The 20,667-nt window shown below is 35.4% G+C and carries 12 protein-coding genes; 2 read left to right on the top strand and 10 right to left on the bottom strand.

What is annotated here, in order from left to right; all coding sequences use genetic code 11:
- From P0R33_RS22075 to P0R33_RS22055, 5 genes are all read right to left on the bottom strand, one after another.
- Positions 1-3,141 (bottom strand): TonB-dependent receptor, encoded by a 3,141-nt coding sequence (locus tag P0R33_RS22075; RefSeq protein WP_276173327.1) that lies wholly within the window; start codon positions 3,139-3,141, stop codon positions 1-3.
- A gap of 546 nt (positions 3,142-3,687) precedes the next feature.
- Positions 3,688-4,671 (bottom strand): glycoside hydrolase family 43 protein, encoded by a 984-nt coding sequence (locus P0R33_RS22070; protein ID WP_276173326.1) that lies wholly within the window; start codon positions 4,669-4,671, stop codon positions 3,688-3,690.
- A 10-nt stretch (positions 4,672-4,681) separates the two neighbouring features.
- Positions 4,682-7,033, bottom strand: coding sequence for a GH92 family glycosyl hydrolase (locus P0R33_RS22065; protein WP_276173325.1), 2,352 nt, complete (start codon positions 7,031-7,033; stop codon positions 4,682-4,684).
- A gap of 6 nt (positions 7,034-7,039) precedes the next feature.
- Complete coding sequence (locus P0R33_RS22060; protein ID WP_276173324.1) at positions 7,040-9,178, bottom strand: TIM-barrel domain-containing protein; 2,139 nt, start codon at positions 9,176-9,178, stop codon at positions 7,040-7,042.
- A 155-nt stretch (positions 9,179-9,333) separates the two neighbouring features.
- On the bottom strand, positions 9,334-10,383 hold the full coding sequence (locus P0R33_RS22055) for a glycoside hydrolase family 43 protein (protein WP_276173323.1): 1,050 nt from the start codon (positions 10,381-10,383) through the stop codon (positions 9,334-9,336).
- 397 nt (positions 10,384-10,780) lie between these two features.
- On the opposite strand from P0R33_RS22055, the gene P0R33_RS22050 reads away from it, so the two are divergent.
- Complete coding sequence (locus P0R33_RS22050) at positions 10,781-14,746, top strand: hybrid sensor histidine kinase/response regulator transcription factor (RefSeq protein ID WP_276173322.1); 3,966 nt, start codon at positions 10,781-10,783, stop codon at positions 14,744-14,746.
- Between the two features lie 68 nt (positions 14,747-14,814).
- Here P0R33_RS22050 and P0R33_RS22045 read toward each other — a convergent pair whose 3' ends face one another.
- The 3 genes from P0R33_RS22045 to P0R33_RS22035 form a co-directional block, all read right to left on the bottom strand.
- Positions 14,815-14,988 carry a hypothetical protein gene (locus P0R33_RS22045; RefSeq protein WP_276173321.1) on the bottom strand — a complete coding sequence of 58 codons (174 nt, stop codon included), beginning with the start codon at positions 14,986-14,988 and terminating at the stop codon, positions 14,815-14,817.
- 149 nt (positions 14,989-15,137) lie between these two features.
- A complete protein-coding gene (locus P0R33_RS22040) occupies positions 15,138-15,632 on the bottom strand; it encodes a hypothetical protein (RefSeq protein ID WP_276173320.1) in 495 nt (164 codons plus the stop codon).
- 163 nt (positions 15,633-15,795) lie between these two features.
- A complete protein-coding gene (locus P0R33_RS22035) occupies positions 15,796-16,653 on the bottom strand; it encodes an AraC family transcriptional regulator (RefSeq protein WP_276173319.1) in 858 nt (285 codons plus the stop codon).
- A 453-nt stretch (positions 16,654-17,106) separates the two neighbouring features.
- Here P0R33_RS22035 and P0R33_RS22030 point away from each other — a divergent pair, with 453 nt between their 5' ends.
- A complete protein-coding gene (locus P0R33_RS22030; protein ID WP_276173318.1) occupies positions 17,107-17,556 on the top strand; it encodes a response regulator in 450 nt (149 codons plus the stop codon).
- Positions 17,557-17,578: 22 nt separating this feature from the next.
- Here P0R33_RS22030 and P0R33_RS22025 read toward each other — a convergent pair whose 3' ends face one another.
- Positions 17,579-19,846 carry an ATP-binding protein gene (locus P0R33_RS22025; protein WP_276173317.1) on the bottom strand — a complete coding sequence of 756 codons (2,268 nt, stop codon included), beginning with the start codon at positions 19,844-19,846 and terminating at the stop codon, positions 17,579-17,581.
- Positions 19,847-19,949: 103 nt separating this feature from the next.
- Positions 19,950-20,414: a response regulator gene (locus P0R33_RS22020; protein WP_276173316.1), complete on the bottom strand. Its 465-nt coding sequence runs from the start codon at positions 20,412-20,414 to the stop codon at positions 19,950-19,952.
- Positions 20,415-20,667 lie beyond the last annotated feature (253 nt).

The following is a 20,667-nucleotide window of genomic DNA, read 5'->3' as shown; positions in this document are numbered from 1 at the left end:
TTATAGTCCAATTGATAATCCAAAAAGAACTGATTTTGTTGATGGATACTTCAAACCATTTCCTGTATCCAACTCTGGATCCCATAGTTTAAAATTAGAAACATACCAAAGGTTGTTTCCGCTGATATAAATTCTTAATCCCTGCAAATACATTCTTTCCGCCATTGCTTTACTTAAAGAATATCCAATTTCCATCGTTTTTAAACGGCCAAAACTCATGTCTTTTTTCCACCAAGTGGAAGCAACAGCATTATTGGCATTTGGTCCATAACTTAACCTTGGCCAAAACACATCCTGACTCGGATTTTCTTCTGTCCAACGGTCTTCGTAATTAGAATATATATTTCCTAAAGTTCCTGTTCCGCTTCCAGGAATAAAATTAGAACCTCCAATTATCCTTTCAGATTTACCAACTCCTTGAAAGAAAAAGCTAAAGTCGAATTGTTTGTATTTCAAATTGCTTCCAAAACCGTACACAATTTGAGGATCTGTTGTTCCGCCAATAAACCCTTCATCTAAACCGCTAATAATCCCGTCGCCATTTCTATCTTCGTATTTAATATCTCCAGGTCTAAGAGAAGTTCCAAATGTTGGCACTGGCAATCCCGGAACTAACACGCCTGGCGAAGAAAAATCTTCATCAGTATATAATCCTTTTGCGATATACCCCCATAAAGTATTATTTTGAATGCCTGTTCCTGAACGATAGGTTCCTTTTACAGCTTCTGCCTCGTCTCTTTCTGTCACTTTGTTTTCTACGTAAGTAAAATTGAAGCGCCAGCTCATAAAGAAATCAGCAGTTACCTGTTTGTTTAAGTTAAAACCAATCTCAAGTCCTTTATTCTCCATTTTTCCAAAATTGGCCCATGGTGCATTGATAAATCCAGCTTGTGTGGGAACTGTATTTCTTTCTACAAAAATGTCCTTTCTTTTTTCCTGAAAAATATCAACAGTCAAATCCATCATATTGAATAATCCCAATTCGATACCAATATCTGCTTTAGCCACTTTTTCCCATGTAAGGTTGTTTACTCCAATCTGGCCTTCTTCAATCCCTTCAAATTTCACGCCTTGCCCCGTACCAAACCAATAATCGGAATTATTATTATCGCTGATTGTAGTTAGGTATGCGAATCTTCTGTTTCCTCCAATATTGTCATTTCCGACTAATCCGTAAGAACCGCGAATTTTCAGCTTATTGAAAACATCTTTATAAGGCTCCATAAATTTTTCTTCAGATGCAATCCATCCCATCGCTACAGAAGGGAAAAATCCGTAGCGGTTTCCTTTTGCAAAGTTTTCAGATCCGTTGTATCCGAAGTTAAATTCTCCAACATACTTTCTATCAAATGTGTAAGACGTTCTTCCAGCTAAACCTTGATGTTTAAACGCTTGAGGAGCTGTTCCGTCATTATAGCTGTCTTGATTGTATAATAAAAGTCCGCTTAAATCATGTTTTCCAAAAGCACGGTTGTATGTAGTATTTGCTTCCAGATAGACACGCCTGTTTCCAAATGCAGATTCTGTTCTATATCCTAAATATTCCTGGCCGTAAGCTTGAACAGTTCCATGAATCAAGCTTCCGTCTAAATCTCTTTGAGTTGCAACATTATAATAATCAGGCGATTTACCGCGAACAATTCTATTTTCTGAATAAGAATCAAATGAGTAGGTAAATTTTGCTTTTAATCCCGGCGTAATTCCTTTAAGATCTTGTTCTAATGATACTAGACTTTCAATCTTACTTCCGCCTTGTTTGTAATAGCCTTGCTGAGTTCCAACAGCCCAAGGATTTTCTCTGGCAAATACTCTAGGAATTTTTCCGTCAGAATAAATTGCCGGATGCACGAAAGGAGTGGTTTCAAATGCAGTTCCAAACAAATAATCTGTGCTATTATTTGCTTTATTTATATTTTGCAGAAAACCTCCAATATTCACTCTTAATAAAGTTGTTTTAGATACGTTTACATCTACATTAGTACGAACATTTGCACGGTTTAGTTTAGTTTCAGAATCGTAAGTCTGATTCGGATCTGCCGCCATAATACCATTCTCGCTGTAGTAAGAAGCCGTTAAAGCATATCTTAAAATTTCAGATCCTCCCGCAACATTTAAATTTGATCTTGAAGTGAAAGCAAACTTTTTCGTTATGGCATCTATCCAATTTACGTCTGGATATAAATCTGGATCATAATTACTGGCAGTTCTCGAGATACGGTCATCTGAATATAATTGTGGTCTTCCTTGCTCCGCAGCTAATTGATTCAATAAAGTCATGTATGGAGCCGCTTTTATAAACTCTGGAAGTTTAGTAGGTTCCTGAATGGAATATTCTGTTCTCACCTGAATAGTCGGAGTTCCAACAAAACCTCTTTTGGTATTAATTAAAATAACACCATTTGCACCTCTAACCCCGTAAACGGCACTTGCAGCCGCATCTTTTAAAACAGAGAAAGATTCAATTTCTGAAGGATCAAGATCGTTGAGATTTCTTTCGATTCCGTCTACCAATACCAGCGGATTTGTTCCTCCTTTGAAAGTCGAAATTCCACGAATCTTAATATCCGATTGATCGTAACCTGGTTCTCCAGATCTTTGCACCGCCATAATACCCGTAACTTGTCCAGCAAGATTGTTTCCTAAAGTACGAGCCGTTCCTACTTGTAAAAGCGAAGGTTTAATTGTAGCAATTGCTCCAACAACAGATGCTTTCTTTTGCGTACCATAACCTACGACTACAACAGCTTGAAGATCGCTTGTTTCATCTTGCATGGTTATGTTTACTTTCTTAGAATTGTTTACAGGCGCTTCCACTTCTTTCATTCCAATGTACTTGAAAACTAGAATTGCCTGTTGAGAAGAAACTGTAATCGTGTAACTTCCGTCAAAGTCTGTTGATACAGCATTTTTTGTTCCTTTTTCAATTACAGTTGCACTTGGTAAAGATAATCCTTTAGAATCGGTTACAACTCCACTTACCTTTATAGGGTCTTTAGAATTTCCTGTTTGGGCGTGAACATTTCCCGAACAGAGCATTAAAAAAAATAAGCAAATCAATCCGATTTCGTTAAGCTTAAATTTACTCCACGTAAATAAGCTCAAATGAACGGATGACATTTTACACGTCGTTTCAATTTTCATTTTGGTTTACTTTTTGGTTTGGTTATTAGTTAGTTTTAAATAAAAAAGATCTTTTAACAATTCACTTTAGTATTCATTCGCAATACAAATATCTTTTGGGGTCTGAATTGCATTACTTTTATGACATCATAAAATATGATATCTTTTTTTGCGGATACTTCAATTTAAATCTTAAAAAAATCATATTTATTTTTTGACCAAATTAGTGGAATCACAACATTATATTTACCCCATTTTGTTTCAAAGTTGTGTTCAAATCATTCAAACAGCACCCGAAAACACTGGAAATGCAGAAGATGAACCAAATTGAAAGGTAAATAGGAGTCAAATAAAAAAGTTATGTTTAAAAAAGGGAAATCTGACCAGCTCAAAAGTTTTATTCCTAAGTCTTTCTACAATTAAAATGCTGCTTCTGAAATGAATTTAAGATTTCAAAATTCATATTTTTTTTTAGAAAATGAATTAGTTACAAAAAAAATGGACAGCTTTCAAAATACATGAAAGCAATCCATCATAATAATAACGTTTTACAACTATATCTTTTTATTATTTAATTAATTGTGATTTTACACCTTCATTGGTAATTGTAATGGGTTTTATAAAACCGTTTTCATCAAAATGCATTTCTTCTATACAGGTTTCTCTAGAATTTGCATGTGTTTCGGTGATGGGTCTCCTGTGATAGACAATATAATACTTTTCGGAATTTGGCAGTTTTATAATAGAGTGATGCCCTGCTCCAACAGCAATTTTATTGTCTTGCTCCAAGATTTTCCCGATTCTTTTAAATGGTCCCATTGGAGAATCTGCAATAGCATAAGCGACGCAATAGTCAGGTCCTGTCCAGCCTCCTTCAGACCACATAAAATAATATTTGTTATTTTTTATAAACATGAAAGGTCCTTCTACATAATTTTCTGGAGTGATTTCTTTAAAAACCGTTTTATCTTCAAAAGGAGTAAAACCAGTAAAATCAGGCTTTAACTTGGCAATATTGCAATGTCTCCATCCGCCATAAATTAAATAGCATTGACCGTCTTTATCCTTAAAAACAAATTGATCAATTGGCTGCGCACCGTTGTAAAATTTATCTACTAACGGTTTCCCTAAATAATCTTTGTACGGACCTTCGGGTCTTGAGGCAACCGCGACACCAATTCCGCCGACTTCATTATCGTTTTGAATGTCATTTGCACCAAAAAACAAAAAGTACTTCTTTTTATGTTTTATGATCGACGGTGCCCAAATTGCTTTTTTCGCCCATTTTACTGCTGAAGTATCTACAATCTTTTCATGTTTTGTCCAATGCACTAAATCTTTTGAAGAAAAAGCATCGAAAAAAACCTGCTTTTCATAAGGGGCAGAAAAAGTGGGATAAACCCAATACGTTTTATCAAAAATAATGGCTTCGGGATCTGCGTACCAGCCTTTGAATATCGGATTATTATTTTTTGTCTCATTCGCAATTCCTGTTTGTGCAATTGCTTTTGAAAACGAAAAAATTAAAATGAAATATAAAATCTTTTTCATAAGAATCTCATTAATTAGACCAAGCTTCAGAAGGTTGTGCATCTACTTTCATTTTTAAACTTCCTCCCTTTTTAATTGCTGCTAAATCTATCGAAAGCTTATTTAAATCGGCATCGTTTAATTTTACTTCTTGAAGATAAATATTCCTTTTAGAATTGTTTTTAACATCAATTATAAAAGTTTTTGTTTTATCGGATTGCCTGATAGTAATTTTATCAAACAACGGACTTCCAATTTGAAAAGATGGATTAATATCAGTCAGTCCTTTCACATCAAATAATCCTATGGCAGACATTACGTACCAAGCGCCCAATTGTCCTTGATCTTCATCTTGACCATATCCGTAACCGTGAATTCCTTCTGTTCCGTAAAATTCATCGCAGATTGCATGAACCCATTTCTGTGTTAAATAAGGTTTTCCAGAAAAATTAAAAAGCCAAGAAATATGCAAGTTTGGCTGATTTCCGTGATTATAAAATCCTGATAATCCAGCAAAAGCATCGATTTTAGTTCCGCCTCCAAATACATTTTTTTGAGATTTTGTAAAAATTTCATTCAAACGTTCGTTGAAAGTATCTTTTCCTAAAGTCGCCACCAATTCTGGAACATTGTGAGGAACATAAAATGTATATTGCCAAGCATTTCCTTCCTGAAATCCGCGCCAAGGTTCTGACGGATTAAAATTTTGAACAAATTTTCCGTTAGCATATTTTGGTCTTATAAAAGCGGTTTCTTTATCATAAAGCAATTTCCAGCCGTCTGCCAATTTTATTAGTTTTTCATAATCTTCCGTTTTATTCAGAGCTTTTGCAAATTGGGCAACAGCATAAGCGCTATAAGAATATTCTAAAGTATGAGAAGCAGAAAATCCAGAACCTTCTGTATTCGTTTTAAATTCCATATTATCTAAAAACGGAGAATAACCCAACTCTACAAATTGCTTCACATCCATTTTTCCTGCGCCTTCAATTCTATCTTTCCATTCCAATTCATTTTTTAAAGCTGCTTCATATCCTTTTTCCACATCAAAATTTCGGATTCCAGAATTGTAAGCAGAGGCAATTGCAAGTCCTGTAAAGTTGGTTCCAACTCCTGAGACATATTTGCTATTTGCAATTCCGTCTCCAAGCCAGCCGGCATCTTTATAAACAAGCAATTGACCTTGCACCCAATCAGCATAATATTCAGGATAAGCCAAAGCCCAAAGCTGCGTTAGATTCCAAAAACCGCCCCAAATAGCATCTGTATTATAATAATTATGCTGAGGTTTTCCTTTTCCGTCAAGCGGAATTTGTCCAACCTGACCATTATTCATCGGATAGGCTCCGTTTACATCACTTCCTAGGCCACGGCCTAAAAGAGCGTGATATAAACCCGTGTAAAATTTAATTTTATCATTTTCATTTTTTCCTTCTACCGTTATTCTTCCAAAATAATCATTCCAAACGGTTTGGTTTTTTTTCTTCGCCGCATCAAAATTTAGATTTTTTGCTTCTGTTTCAAGATTTAATCTTGCATTTGCTATAGAGGTGTAAGACAACCCTATTTTAACCGTAACGGTTTCATTTTCTTTGGTATTAAAAGTCAAATAAACTCCCGAGCCTTCTCCTGAAATTTCTTTACTTCCTGCCTGATTTTCTTTTTTATTGAATACTCCAAAATTTGCGGGTTTCTTATCCAAAACTGCTGAAAAATACATAGCTACATCAGCGCCTGCTTGATATTTTTTTACATATTCTGGAATGGTTATAACATAGCCTTCAATTCTTCCATCTTCTGTAATAGCAACTTTAGCATCTCTAACGGCTCCGCTTTCTCCTTGTCTGTTTCCAATGTCAAAAATGATATTGGACTGTGATGATTTTGGAAAAGTATATCTTTGAAAACCAACTCTTTTTGTAGCGGTAAGTTCTGCTTTTACTTTATAATCTTTAAGTAAAACCGAATAATATCCAGACGTAGCATATTCATCTTTTCGATCAAATCTTGATCGGTATCCTTCATCAGGATTTTCAAGGCTTCCCGGAATTGTCTGTAATTTTCCAACAGAAGGCGCCAAAACAATTCCGCCAACCTGAAATTCGTGCAAACAAGCAAAACCTTCTATCGAAGTATCTCGGTCATCGTAACCCGTCGCTTCCCAACCGTCTTTATTTCCTAAATGACCGTTTGTTGAAGGCCCAAGTTTTGCCAATCCAAAAGGCATTGCTGCTGGCGTGTAAAAAAACCATCTGCTATGGGCTGTTCCAATATTCGGATTTACGTAATCTGACAACTTTTTCGCAGATTGCTGGCTCAAAGCTGCATTACTGATCAAAGAAATAACTGCAATAAAACCGTATTTTACAAATATATTTTTCATAACCATTTATTTTAATGAGATTGTAATTCCATCTTTTAGCGTTCCTGAAGCCATATATATTTTGCCTTCAAGCATTAAGCTCACATTGATTTTTTGAATTTCACTGCTTTTTCTCTTCCCTTCTATTTTTGCAGCTTTCACCAAAACTTTATCATTCTTTTTTTCGGCAGCAAAAGTGATTAAAGCATAATCTCCTTTTTCAAATCCAAAACCATCGCCGGCATCTAAATACAATTCTCCTTTTGCCGTATTTTTTTCATTAAGACAAACAAAAAGACTCAACGGATCAAAAGAATTTTCTCCCGCATTTTGAATTATTTTTCCAGCAGGAATAATAGAACCGCCTCTTATTTTCAGTTTTGCTTGGTATTTATCTTCTTTTTCGCCTTCGATCAAATTTAATTCTCCCCAAATTCCATTAGGCAGTTTTGGATCTTTTGCAAAAGCAGGAACAACCAGCAGATTTTCTCCTAATAAAAAAGCCTGTTCCTCGGCTCTTAAACGCGCATCTTTTCCATCTGCAAAAAATACAGGAGCCATAACTGGAAGTCCCGTTTTAGAAGATTCATAAAAAAGTGTGTACAAATAAGGCAACAAACGATAACGGCGTTCTAAAGCAATTCGAGAAGTTTTCTCGATTTCTGATCCATAAGCCCAAGGTTCTTTATCATTTGTTCCTGCACAGGCATGCCCGCGGGCAAAAGGCATAAAAGCGCCAAAACTCAACCAGTTTGCCCATAAATCGCCATCTGTATTTCCTAAGAAACCTCCAATATCTGGTCCGTTAAAAGGCTGTCCGGATAATCCTAATGTAAGTGACATTGGCACAGAAAGTTTCAAATGATCCCAGCCAGCAAAATTATCGCCCGTCCAAGTTGCCGCGTAACGCTGTCCTCCCAATAAATTTGATCTGGTAAGCAGAAAAGGGCGTTTTCCTGGATTTGTTTTTAAAATTCCTTCATAAGATGCTTCAACCATCAACCGTCCGTAAGCGTTGTGATAAAGTAAATGCGAACCTTGCGGTAAATTTCCTCCGCCTTTATGCGGCGTATCGTAAGGCATTGTTCCAAGACGTTTGTCTTCTGGAAAATCATTATCATTGACGGCAGGTTCATTCATATCATTCCAGACACCGTCAATTCCAGTATTTAAGAAATCTTTATAAAGTCCGCTCCACCAAGTTCTGGTTTTTGGAGAAGTAAAATCAGGAAAAGCACAATCTCCCGGCCAAACTTTTCCGTGATATTCTTCTCCATTATTTTTCATCACCCAAACATTATCTTTAGAACCCGATTGGTAAACGCTGTAATCTTTATCTACTTTTACTCCTGGATCGATCATATAGACAGCGCGAAAACCGTTCTGATGCAGATTGTCATTTAATCTTTTAGGGTTTGAAAATCGAATGCTATCGAATGTAAAAACGCGATATCCTTGCATATAATCGATATCCATCCAGATTACATCGCACGGAATTTTCTTTTCTCTAAAAGTGTCTGCAATTTCCATAACACGTTTTTCGCTGTCATAAGAAAATCTGCATTGATGGTATCCTAATGCCCAACGCGGAGGCAATTTGATCGTTCCTGTAAGTTCAGAAAGTCCTTTTATCACTTCTTGCGGAGAATTTCTGTCTATAATATAAACTCTAAACAAAGCGCCTTCAGAATTGTAAACAATCTGATCTGAATTGGTAATTAATTCTGCTTTCCAACTACTATCGAAAATAATTCCGAAAGCAGAGCCGTCTTCGCGAACGCCCATAACCCACGGATGGGTTTGGTACAATCTCTTACCGCCTTCAACGCTGTACGCACCTGTGTCTGTATTCCATAATTTTATAGATTGTCCGTTGCGTAAAAGTGGTCCAGTTACTTCACCTCCTCCATACAGACTTACGTTTCCCTGAAGTTTGATAACTGCGCTTGCTTTATTATTTTTAAATGAAAATTCAGGAATTAAACTCCAATTTGCTGGTACTTTTCCTTTAGATTTTGGTTCTGAAGAAAGCATCAGCGAAGGCGTTTTGCTTTGATCAAATCCTTTCGGAATAAATTCTGCGATTCTGTTTCCTACCAAAGAAGATTTTTCTAGGGAGATTTCTTGAGCTTTGGTGATAGTTATAGACAATGACAAAAAGGCCATTGAAAAAAAGGCGGTTTTAAAATTCATGGTGGTTAGTTAGTAAATTGAAATGTTTGTAAACTATTATAAATCAACATCTACAAACATACTAAAACGATTTAGTATATTTGCAAAAATGTTGATTTATTTTATTTTTTTTTAGTTTGAAAGTCTTGTTAAATGGCTGGAATTTTTAACGGAACTCCCGCCGCTTCTGGACTTCCAATTATTGGATTTCCATTTTTATCCCATTTTATTTTTTGCATTCTAGGTGATCTTTTTTCGCCGCAGCCCTCACCCGGATTTGAATTTCCATGGTATAAAATCCAATCTTCTTTTCCGTTTGGCGATTTAAAAAACGAATTATGTCCTGGCGCGTATACTTTATTTTTATCCGATTGCTGTAAAATGGGTTTATCTGATTTTATCCATGCCGATGCATCCAATAAATTATCTTTTCCTGTAAAAGCCAGCAATCCTAAACTATAATTATCTGTCCAGCATCCGCTTGCAGAAAAAACAATAAATACTTTTCCATTATGCAAAAGGAATTGAGGACCTTCATTCACATTTACCTGAGGCGGATTTACATCATCATGCAAAGCACCAAATAATTCCCAAGGATATGTCGGACTTGAAATTCGAACTCTGTCTCCATCGATTTCTGTGGGCGATTTCATTTTGGCGATATAAATATTCTGCTGTCCGTTGGTGTCTCCTTCCCAACCCGACCAAATCATGTACAATTGTTTTTTATAAGTAAAAATGTTTCCATCAATTGCCCATTTATCGGTTTTAGCGGCGATTTTTCCTTTAAAAATCCATTCGCCTTTCATAGGATCTTTTGAATCATTTTCCAAAACATACATTCTGTGCGTATTATTGTTTCCGTTATCTGCCGCAAAATAGGCGTACCATTTTCCATCAATAAAATGAAACTCTGGCGCCCAGATTTCAGCGGCATAATCGGTGTTTTTTGGCGCAATCCAAATGGTTTTCTGTTCGGCATTTTTAAGATCTGCCAGATTTTTGGTTTTAAAAAGCACCAAACGGTCTTGCATGGTATGGGTATAATAGTAGTAACCGTCGTAGAAAGTGCTAAACGGATCGGGACCATAATCTAAAATGGGATTGGTAAATGTTTTTTGTGCGAATAAAATAGTGCTTCCGACAAAAAAAAGAATCGCAATTAGTATTTGCTTTAATGCGTAATTTTTTCTTTTCATGAGTTTTAGTTTGCGACACTTTGCGTCAAATTTATTTTGGTTTTAGGTTAAATTATTCGTTGAGACTAAAAAAATAACTTTTTAAAATTTCATTTGTATTTTTAAAAATATAAGTAATATTGCAATCATTGTAATGGCTGTTATTTTGAATTCTACCAAAACAATTTTCTATTTTTTTATCAATAAGATAAATTATCTATTAAAAAAATATCATTTTAATTTTTGACCAAAATAGAATATAGGTGAGATAATTTTAATCCCATTTTGTATCACAATTGTGTTCAAATGGTTCAAATTATCTCTTGAAAGCACAGAAAATACAGCATCAAATCAAATTGTATGCGTGTGACACTAGTTGCTATGCTATTTTTATAAAAATTTTATAAAACGCTTTATCATGCAAAGATTTTTCAAAAAAGGGACAATCATTTGTCTTTTGTTTTTGTCGACCACAATTTTTAGCCAGGAATATTATTTCAAACATTATAAAGTTGAAAATGGTATGTCCAACAATACCGTTTTAGCATCGCTACAGGATAAAGATGGTTTCTTATGGTTTGGAACCAAAGACGGCTTAAATCGTTTTGATGGTTATCATTTCAAAACTTTTCGAAGCGGAAAAGATCCGAAAACTTCTTTGGGCATAAATTACATTCAATCGCTTCATGAGTTTAAAAACCTTATTTGGGTAGGTACTGATAAAGGACTCTACTCATATGATAAAAAGTTGGAAAAATTTACTTTCATCAACGAGGCAATCAACAATCGCATCAATGATATTGATAATGATTTGAAGAATAATTTATGGTTTATTTCTATCGGAACACTAATTAAATATAATGTTGATACGAAAGAAACCAGAATGTTTGACGGGCGAAATTCATTTTACGCGACTTCTATTGCTTGCGATAGTAAAGGCGGAATCTGGGTTTCTTCTTACGATGATTTATATCATTATTCTGAAGCGACTCAAAGTTTTGACAAAATTACGGTTCAAATGCCTAATAATACTTTTTCAATTTCTGCTATTTATGCCTTAGACGCTAATTCTATCTTAATTGGAACGCGCGATCATGGCATTTATAAATATGATGTTTCGAGCGGAAAAACAGCTCCATTTATGACAGGAATTGAAAAACCGGTTTTTGTACGTCAGTTTAAAAGGAACAAAAATGATTTATGGATTGCCAGCGAATCCGGCGTTTACATTTATAATTTACAATCTAAGGCAGTTAGAAATCTAAGAAAAAGTCCGAGCGATCCTTATGCGATTTCGGATAATGCGGCTTATTCGATTACAATTGACAAAGAAAACGGTATTTGGATCGGAACGTATTTTGGCGGCGTAAATTACCATCAGAAGCAATACGATCAGTTTAAGAAATATTTTCCTCGAAAAAGCGAAAATGCGATTGTTGGAAGCGCCGTTCGCGAAATTCATAAAGATGATAAAGGAAATCTTTGGATTGGCACTGAAGACGCTGGAATTAATAAATTTAATTTGCAAACCAAGAAATTTACTAATTACCAACCCAATGGAACCAAGTCTGGACTCTCTTTCTATAACATTCATGGCGTTTTACCCAGGGGAAATAAGATTTGGCTTGGAACTTTCGAACATGGACTTGATATTATGGATGCCAATTCTGGACAAATTATCAGACATTACGATCATAATACGGCTAGTTTTAAAAGCGATTTTATAGTTTCCTTTTATGAAACTCCAGATAAAAAGGCATACGTAATCACTTCTGTTGGGATTTATTTATATGATGATAAAACTGACAGCTTTACAATCACTAGCGATTTTTCAGAGAGCACACATTTCACTTGTATGTTTAGAGACAAAGATGGAAACTTTTGGGCAGGCTCTTATCGCGACGGACTTTTTTATTACAATCCGAAAACAAAAGAAAAAGCGGTTTATAGACATGATTTTAAAGATGATAAAAGCATTAGCAATGACTTCATCACTTCTATTTTTCAAGACAAACAAAATAATCTTTGGATTGCTACCGAAAATGGCTTGAATTTATTGGACGCCAAAAAAAGAGAATTCAAAAAATTTACCACCAAAGACGGATTTTCGAGCAATGTGATTTATTCCATTCTGCAAGATGAAAACGATAATTTATGCATTACGACTTCAAAAGGTTTGGTGAAGTTTAATTATAAAACCAAAGCCGTTAAAATTTTCACGACTGCAAATGGCTTATTGAGCGATCAGTTTAATTACAGTTCGGCGTTTAAGGATTCGAATGGTGATATGTATTTTGGAAATCTCAATGGCATGATTAGTTTTAATGCTAAGAATTTCAATACTTACAAATACAACCCGCCTATATATATTACGGGACTTCAAATTAATAATCAAGAAGTTATCGTAAACGATGAAAATTCTCCACTCGACGAATCTGTTTCTTACATAAAGAAAATCACTTTAAAAAATAATCAATCTAATTTCAATATCGATTTTGCGGCTTTGAGCTACACAGCACCAGAATTGACGCAATACTGGTATAAACTGGATGGCATTAGTGACGATTGGGTATACCTGAATAAAAACAATAAAGTTTTTTTTACGGAACTTCCTTCTGGCGATTATAAATTTAGAGTAAAATCTTTAAGTGCGGGCGGAATTTGGAGCAAGGAAGCGATGGTTGCTATTACTATTTTACCGCCGTTTTGGGCAAGCAATTATGCCTTTTTCCTTTATTTCTTATTAATAGCAGGATCTCTTTACTGGCTTTTACGCAGGTATCATCATATGAATATCAAAGAAAATGACAGAAAAATTGCTACGCTTAATAATGAGAAAGAAAAAGAAATCTATCATGCTAAAATTGAATTTTTCACTAATGTTGCACATGAAATAAGAACTCCTCTAACCCTGATTAAAAGCCCTTTAGAAAGTTTACTAAAAAGGAGTTACGAGTCTCCCGATATTATTCCAAATTTATCTTTAATGGAGAAAAACACTTCTCGTCTTTTAAATTTAGTGAATGAACTTTTAGATTTTAGAAAAACAGAAATGGAAGGTTTAGGATTGACTTTTGTTGAAACCAATATTTCTGTTTTAGTAAAGCAATTGCAATTACAATTTACGCCCTTAAGCGAAGAAAAAAATATTTACGTAAAATTGGAACTGGGAGAAAAAGATGTTTATGCTTTTGTTGACGAAGAAGCCATTCGAAAAATCCTCAGCAACCTTATCAGCAATGCGATAAAATATGCTAAAAGTGAAGTGGTTATAACGTTGTTTAGAGATGAAAACTCTTTAGAATTCATCGTTAAAAATGATGGAAATCTGATTCCAAAAAGTCTTAAAAACAAGATTTTCGAGCCCTTCTTTAGGATATTGGGGTCAGAAACTCAAACTGGCACTGGAATCGGATTATCATTAGCACACTCGTTGACAGAATTGCATAACGGAACTTTAAAATTGCAATTTTTGGATGATTCTATGAATACGTTTGTTTTAAAACTCCCACTTCGCCAGCAAAGTGAATTTCATTTGTATAAAGACAATTCTGAAAATGCTTTAAAAGAAACCAATGAAGAATTGGAAAATGAAGCGACGGCCAAAAATATACGAACGCAAATACTTGTTGTGGAAGATAACATGGAACTCCTTAATTTTATGAGTAAAGAGTTAGGCAAAGAGTATAAAATTTTTAAGGCTGCAAATGGCGAAGAAGCACTGAAAGTCATTCACAATGAAACCATTCATATCGTCATAAGCGATATTACAATGCCAATTATGGACGGTATTGAATTGTGCAGCCGTATAAAATCGAATCTCGAAACAAGCCATATTCCGGTTATTTTATTAACTGCTTTAAGCGCCGTCCAATCCAGAATTCAAGGATTGGAATCAGGTGCTGACGCTTATATTGCAAAACCATTTTCAATGGATTTCATATTGGCCCAAATCACTAATTTATTGTCTAACCGACGTCATTTAATGGAGCATTATGCGAGTTCTCCTTTATCGCATTTAAAAACAATTGCGCATAATAAAATCGATGAAGAGTTTATTAAAAAACTAGATGACATTATAAATCAGAATATGGCAGATACCAATTTAAGTGTCGAATCTTTAGCAGATATTTTGCATATGAGCCGTTCTACTTTATATAGAAAAATAAAAGACATTACGAATTTAAGTCCAAACGAATTGATTAACAATGCCCGTTTGAAGAAAGCTGCGGAACTGCTGCTTTCCGGAAAATATAAGGTTTACGAAATTGCTGAAATTGTAGGTTATAATTCCCAATCAAGTTTCAGCAGGAATTTTCAAAAAAGCTTTGCGATGTCGCCGTCAGAATTTGTTAGCAATGAGAAAACTGCATCTAAAGAATAAGAAATTGATTGGCTCTGAAAATTGGCAGTAATTTTCAGAGCCAATTTGCAATCTATTCAGCCATTAATCTATTTGAATAATTTAGAAGCAAACTGATACAAACATCTTCGCCATATATGCCATTCATGCGCCGTTTCAGGCGATTCATAATTATCGTATTTTATTCCCTGTTGCTCAAGCATATTTCGAAATGCACCAATTGATTTTGGAAAAGGAGCAGGTTCTTTTGTTCCTAATCCCAACCAGAAAAGTTTAATTTGCTTGTTTAATGCATTTCCGTCTTATATTTTCCGCCTAAAAACGAAGAAACGTAAATAGTATCAGAACTTGGATAATTTGCTGTACCGCTAAATTTAATTATTCACTTTAGCTGACACATCTTTCCTTTAGCTTAAAATCCTGTTGCCCTATTAATCTGCTTCTGCTTTTTAAACTGGTATGTCGAGCCTGCAATGAACAACAGAAACAAGATAAACAAAGTGTTTCCGATTATCGGATCCTGAATATCTTTTGCAAGAGGTTGTCCAACCGGAACTCTGGTAAAGGTTTCATTAACGGTTGGAACCATAGAAAGAAATAAACTTAAAGACAGGCAAAAGTTTTCAAAATAACGCGCTCTTGCACTATTTTTCCTTTTCGAATTCAGAAAATAAGCTTCTAATACCAAAAAAATTATAAAAATTGAAAAAGCATGTCCTGGATTAAATCCGCCATGTTTGGAAATTCCTAATGAAGTTACTGAAGTGACGATTGTTCCGTAAAAATAGATTTTGCCAGATAAGGCATTCAAATTGATTTTACCGTATTTGATTAAAGCTACTATTGCCGCTGCTATCGCAGCAACACCAATTGTTGTGTGAAAAATTCCTAAACTTGATAATCCCATTTTTTATGTTTTAAATTTTTGTTTGAAAATGCATAGCAAACTTCCGATAGATCAAGAGAAATCTTTTTGCCAAATAGTCCAATTATTTGGCAATATGGTTCACAAAAAAAGCATCCTTCAAATCATAAGGATGCTTAAAAAATTAAAAAGCTGTATTTAATAATTACCGATTATTATTCGGTTTCTGCCGATAATTTGTTGGACTTACATTGTATTTGCTGGTAAAACTTCTAGTAAAATTGGCTAAATCATTGAAACCACAATCAAAAGCTATTTCGGTAATGCGCTGATCTGAAACAAGAAGTAATTCGGCAGCTTTCTCCAACTTTTTAGTCTTAATATAATTGGCTGGCGTATCGCGGTATATTTTTGCAAATTCGCGTTTGAATGATGAAACGCTTAAATTATTTTGCTGTGCCAACTCCTCAATGGTAAGCTGTGAAAACAAATTTGCTTCAATTATTTGTTTGAAAATGTAAGTCGCAGGAGAAAAAAGCTGTGATAAAATTAATTGTATCGACTCTGAATTTTGCGTTTGGGATAACAGAAGTATAATCTCTTTCACTTTCAACACCAAAATATCTTCATTAATCAATGATGGGTTTTCAAAATAGAACAAAAGACCTTCAATATACTTCTGAATTAAAAAATCATTGTTTATTTTTTCACTATATTTATTCTTAACTGCAATATTTGGTTTTTGAAGCAATAATGGAAGTTCTTTATCGTATATTTTTTTTAATATCTCGGGATAAAATGTAACGATTACGATTTCACAATTGCTGTTTGATTTTGAATTGCGAATTTGTTTCCCAGAATTTATGCAATTCAACAATAACGAATAATTAGCGGCAACGTTTATCTGCTCATCATCGATCTGATAATCGGCTTCTCCAGCTTTAACATATAAAAAACAAGCCTGTTGGGTAACGGGAAAATCAAACTTAAATGGCGGAATCAATTCAATTTTCTGAATCAGTGTTTTGCCATAAAGATCATGTTTTTTATAATCGTTTATCATACGCAGCTTTTGTCATCTACTTCCCCAATACAGAAATTCACTTTCCTTATCTCATAATCCTTCCGCAATGCCAAGGCATAAATAAGGTGTGAAATCCACAAAACAAAACCTTACAAATACATCATCTGCATTTTGTCCTCTATTATGTCTATTATTCGATTTTACGGCAGGCAATTTCAAACAAGGAGTTATGGCAAATATACGGAGAAAGATCAAAATGATGCCAAGTAAAAGAATAAACAAAAAAAATTAAAGAACAGGTCAGTCAGAATATCCTATTAAAAGATAATATCTTAAAGCATAATACGTTTTGCTATATCTGTGGCATTTAACCACATTATACAGATTTTTTTTATTTTATTCAGGAGTTGGATAAAAGCCGGCAATTAACTTTTGGTAAACGGATATTAAAATCGTATATTTAAGCTTACTGCTATAATTTAGAACATTTGTATGACTCATAAAGAATTTAGACACGTCTTGCTTGCAGATGACGATTTGGATGACTGCGAATTTTTTTCTGATGTATTTAAAACAGAATTCACGGATGTAAAACTTACTGTTTCAAATGACGGCAATAAATTAATGGCAGTACTTAAAGGCCCGCCCACTCCAGAAGCAGATTTGATTTTTCTAGACCTAAATATGCCGATGCTATCAGGGCCGCAATGCCTTGAAAAAATAAGAGCATCATTGGAACTTAACAAGCACATTGTTGTTATTTTCAGCACAAGCAGCGATCCAGCAGATATACTGAAAATGTATTCCCTGGGCGCCAACTATTTTATTACAAAACCTGCTGAGTACAATCACCTGTCTAAACTTATAGGAAGAGCTATGGATTTGGTATCACAGACCGGCGCCGAGCAGCCTGCATTTGAAAAATTTTATATTGCAATTTGATTATTTACCAGTAAAACTATTTTTAAATGAGGTTTTCTTCCGGATCATACGGGAAATAAATAGTGATAGAGGCACCTTCTCCCAATTTCCCTTCAGCAGAAATTGCTCCGCCGATTGTCTGCATGATTTTTTTACACAGCGCAAGTCCAATTCCTGAACCGCTGTACTGGTCCTGATTATGGAGTCTGGTAAAAACTTTGAATATAGAATCTGCGTACTGCTGGTCAAAACCTATTCCGTTATCCGAAAATTTCACCCAGCTGCAGTATACGGTAAACCTGTCTTTTAGAAGCACCGGTTCCTGTGAAGCCGTAATTTTAATTGCAGGCAATCGGTCAGGAGAAGCATATTTCAATGAATTTTGTATAAGATTTAAGAACAGCTGTTTCATTAAAAAACTGATTGCATTTACTTCCGGAAGCTTTTCGCACTCAATAGAGGCATCGCTTTCGAGAAGCAGCTCGCTGATTTCCTCGATTACGGTTTCAAAAATTAGATTAAGATCAATTTTTTCTGCTGCTTCTCTGGTGTTTTTAATCCGGGTATATTTCAAAATATCCTGCAGCAGTTCGCGCATTTTTGATGCAGATTTTGAAACGCGCTGCAGGGAATCAAATTCAGGATCTTCAGGATTGCTGCTTTTTTCCGAAAGCAGCTTGGATGTAATCATCTGAATTTTTCTAAGCGGCTCCTGCAGATCATGCGTACTGATCCAGTTTATATTTTCCAGTTCGGAATTGGTCTCCTTCAAAATTTCACTTTGAAGCCTGTATTTTTCTTCCTCCTCGCTCAGCAGAATCATCATCAGATTATTATGCAGGGAATGTGCATATTTGGCTGCTGAATTTATTTCATACTGCTTCCAAATGCTGCTCTGCCCTTTAACAATCTGTTTCCAGATATTAAAGGAGTTTCTTGGATGCAGCCCTTTTTCATCTTTGACTATGCTTTTTTCCGGATCGCCTGCCCAGCTGATTTCCGAGACAGTTTCAGACCTGTACCAGATGACATGACCGGAACTGCCAAGAGCGTGATACACTGCTCCTGCAAAATTGGAGCAGCCTTCTAATTCAGGAAAATCTTCGCTTATTTTTCTGGTCGCATAAAACTCGGCTGATTTCCTATTCTCCAGCAGTTCAACAAAAGCTTTGATCTGATCGTCATCAGGTGTTAATCCGTTCTTGTAAATTTTATTTCTGAACAATATTGAAACTCCTCCTGCATTGCACAGCGACAACAACTCGGGCATTTTGATAATAGTGTTTAAAGAGTTTTCAGCCAACGGAAGCTCAAGAGCTGTTAGATGCTCTAATGCATCTGTCGATATCTTAGCACTGCTGTTCTCATCATTGGATTCCCGGATATCAATCTGCGAAGTGATAAACTGGCCTTGAAGTTTTGCCGCGAGTCTTACTGCCGGAGAAATGTTTTTTTCCGAATAATGGTGGCAGGCAATCAGCCCCCATAAACGGTCATGATGAATAAGGGAAATGGTCAGTGTAGCGCCGACACCCATATTTTTAAGATATTCCACGTGGATTGGAGATGAACTTCTTAAAATGGAAAGGCTTAAATCTAGATTTTTATCTTCCTTGTCATCAACTGTAAAAATGGGAACAGCCTGGTAATTGATATCAGCAATCAGTCTGAGTTCATTCCTGATATACAATTCTCTGGCCTGAACAGGAATATCCGTGTGCGGGTAGTGCAGCCCTAAAAATGGTTCAAGATCATTCCTGCAGCTTTCAGCATAAACTTCACCGTTGTACTGCTCATCAAAACGATAGATCATTACACGGTCATATCCCGTTATTTCCCTTGTTCCCTCGGCGACCAGCGCACAAAGATCTTTCAGCGATTTTGTATTGTTCATCTGGTTCACAAACTGGATAGTCTGCGTGTAGACATCTGCCAGAATCTGTTTATCGAACTGCTCTTCAGCTTCTAAAACATATATATCATTGCTTTTATGGATATTGACCTGAAAGTTTTTATGCAGCAGCTCTATTTCCAGCGGAAACACATCCTGTACTGTATCTGAATTTATATAATTAAAAATCTGTTCCTGAGCACGTCCGCCAAAAACAGTTTCGAATTTTTCACCTAATGCCTGCTTATGGCTCACATCGATATAAGAAGAAATATTGCTGGTGCAGAAATCTATTATCCAGTCATCAGTAAGCCCGATTAAAAAACCGTGCGGCTGAATCTTTCCAGGAATATGTATCGGTTCCTGGTCACAATTTGTCAATGTAACCAGATCACGGTTAATTATATCTTTAATCTTCATTAAGCAAATAAATTTAAAAAGTGCACTATATCCTTTATAAACCTGAATTATAGCGATAATAGAATAATTACAACAACATCATTATCTGTATGAGTAATGATTTTTACTGTGTCTGACTGAATGTGTAAATGGTATTGGAAAAATTGGAACGCATGTCTTCCAGCGTTGTTCTCAGGTCAGTCTGAACGCCAACGCAGAGCTGCTGCATTATCAATTTTAATTGGTTGAAGTCAGAAGGCTTTACAATATAAGCTGCAGCACCAAGCGAATGGGCAGCATCTATACCTTGGATTCGTGAGGAAGTTGCCATCATTATAACGGGAACCTTTCCAAACTTCTTATCCAGCTTAATGAGTTTCAACAGTTCCCAGCCATCCATTTTCGGCATTCCGGCATCTAGCAATATCAAATCCGGCAGTGAGTCCAATTCAGAAAGCAAGTTCAGTGCAGCATCGCCGCTGTCCACAAACTTAACCGCAAAAGTTTCTTCCGTCCCAACCATTGCCCATTTAAAAAACTCTGCATCGTCACTGTCATCATCAACCAGTAAAATTATTTTTCTATTCATCTATATTAATATAATATTACAGCAGTACTCCATGAGCTGCAATGCTGTTAGTAAAATTAGGCATCCATTGTATGCAAAGCAAGAGAAAACAGAACTTTGTTCTTAATGCGTTAATCTGCTGAGAATAAACTGCAGCATGCTCATTTTCATCTTCAAAAAAAAATGGATATTTAATCATGGCAGCGCGCCAATTAAATTATTTTTCAAAATGCATTTTTTGCCTGTATTTCAGCGTAATTATGATTACAGATTA

Origin of the sequence: Flavobacterium sp. YJ01 (assembly GCF_029320955.1) — a bacterium.
Taxonomy (GTDB): domain Bacteria; phylum Bacteroidota; class Bacteroidia; order Flavobacteriales; family Flavobacteriaceae; genus Flavobacterium.
The sequence above is the reverse complement of the archived record's forward strand: the minus strand, read 5'-3'. Positions and strand labels throughout refer to the sequence as shown.

What these genes read in the sequence shown, in the direction of transcription:
- P0R33_RS22070 (WP_276173326.1), bottom strand. Translation starts at nt 4,671, where the DNA reads ATGAAAAAGATTTTATATTTCATTTTAATTTTTTCGTTTTCAAAAGCA.
- P0R33_RS22025 (WP_276173317.1), bottom strand. Translation starts at nt 19,846, where the DNA reads ATGAAGATTAAAGATATAATTAACCGTGATCTGGTTACATTGACAAAT.
- P0R33_RS22065 (WP_276173325.1), bottom strand. Translation starts at nt 7,033, where the DNA reads ATGAAAAATATATTTGTAAAATACGGTTTTATTGCAGTTATTTCTTTG.
- P0R33_RS22020 (WP_276173316.1), bottom strand. Translation starts at nt 20,414, where the DNA reads ATGAATAGAAAAATAATTTTACTGGTTGATGATGACAGTGACGATGCA.
- P0R33_RS22030 (WP_276173318.1), top strand. Translation starts at nt 17,107, where the DNA reads ATGACTCATAAAGAATTTAGACACGTCTTGCTTGCAGATGACGATTTG.
- P0R33_RS22035 (WP_276173319.1), bottom strand. Translation starts at nt 16,653, where the DNA reads ATGATAAACGATTATAAAAAACATGATCTTTATGGCAAAACACTGATT.
- P0R33_RS22060 (WP_276173324.1), bottom strand. Translation starts at nt 9,178, where the DNA reads ATGGCCTTTTTGTCATTGTCTATAACTATCACCAAAGCTCAAGAAATC.
- P0R33_RS22040 (WP_276173320.1), bottom strand. Translation starts at nt 15,632, where the DNA reads ATGGGATTATCAAGTTTAGGAATTTTTCACACAACAATTGGTGTTGCT.
- P0R33_RS22050 (WP_276173322.1), top strand. Translation starts at nt 10,781, where the DNA reads ATGCAAAGATTTTTCAAAAAAGGGACAATCATTTGTCTTTTGTTTTTG.
- P0R33_RS22075 (WP_276173327.1), bottom strand. Translation starts at nt 3,141, where the DNA reads ATGAAAATTGAAACGACGTGTAAAATGTCATCCGTTCATTTGAGCTTA.
- P0R33_RS22055 (WP_276173323.1), bottom strand. Translation starts at nt 10,383, where the DNA reads ATGAAAAGAAAAAATTACGCATTAAAGCAAATACTAATTGCGATTCTT.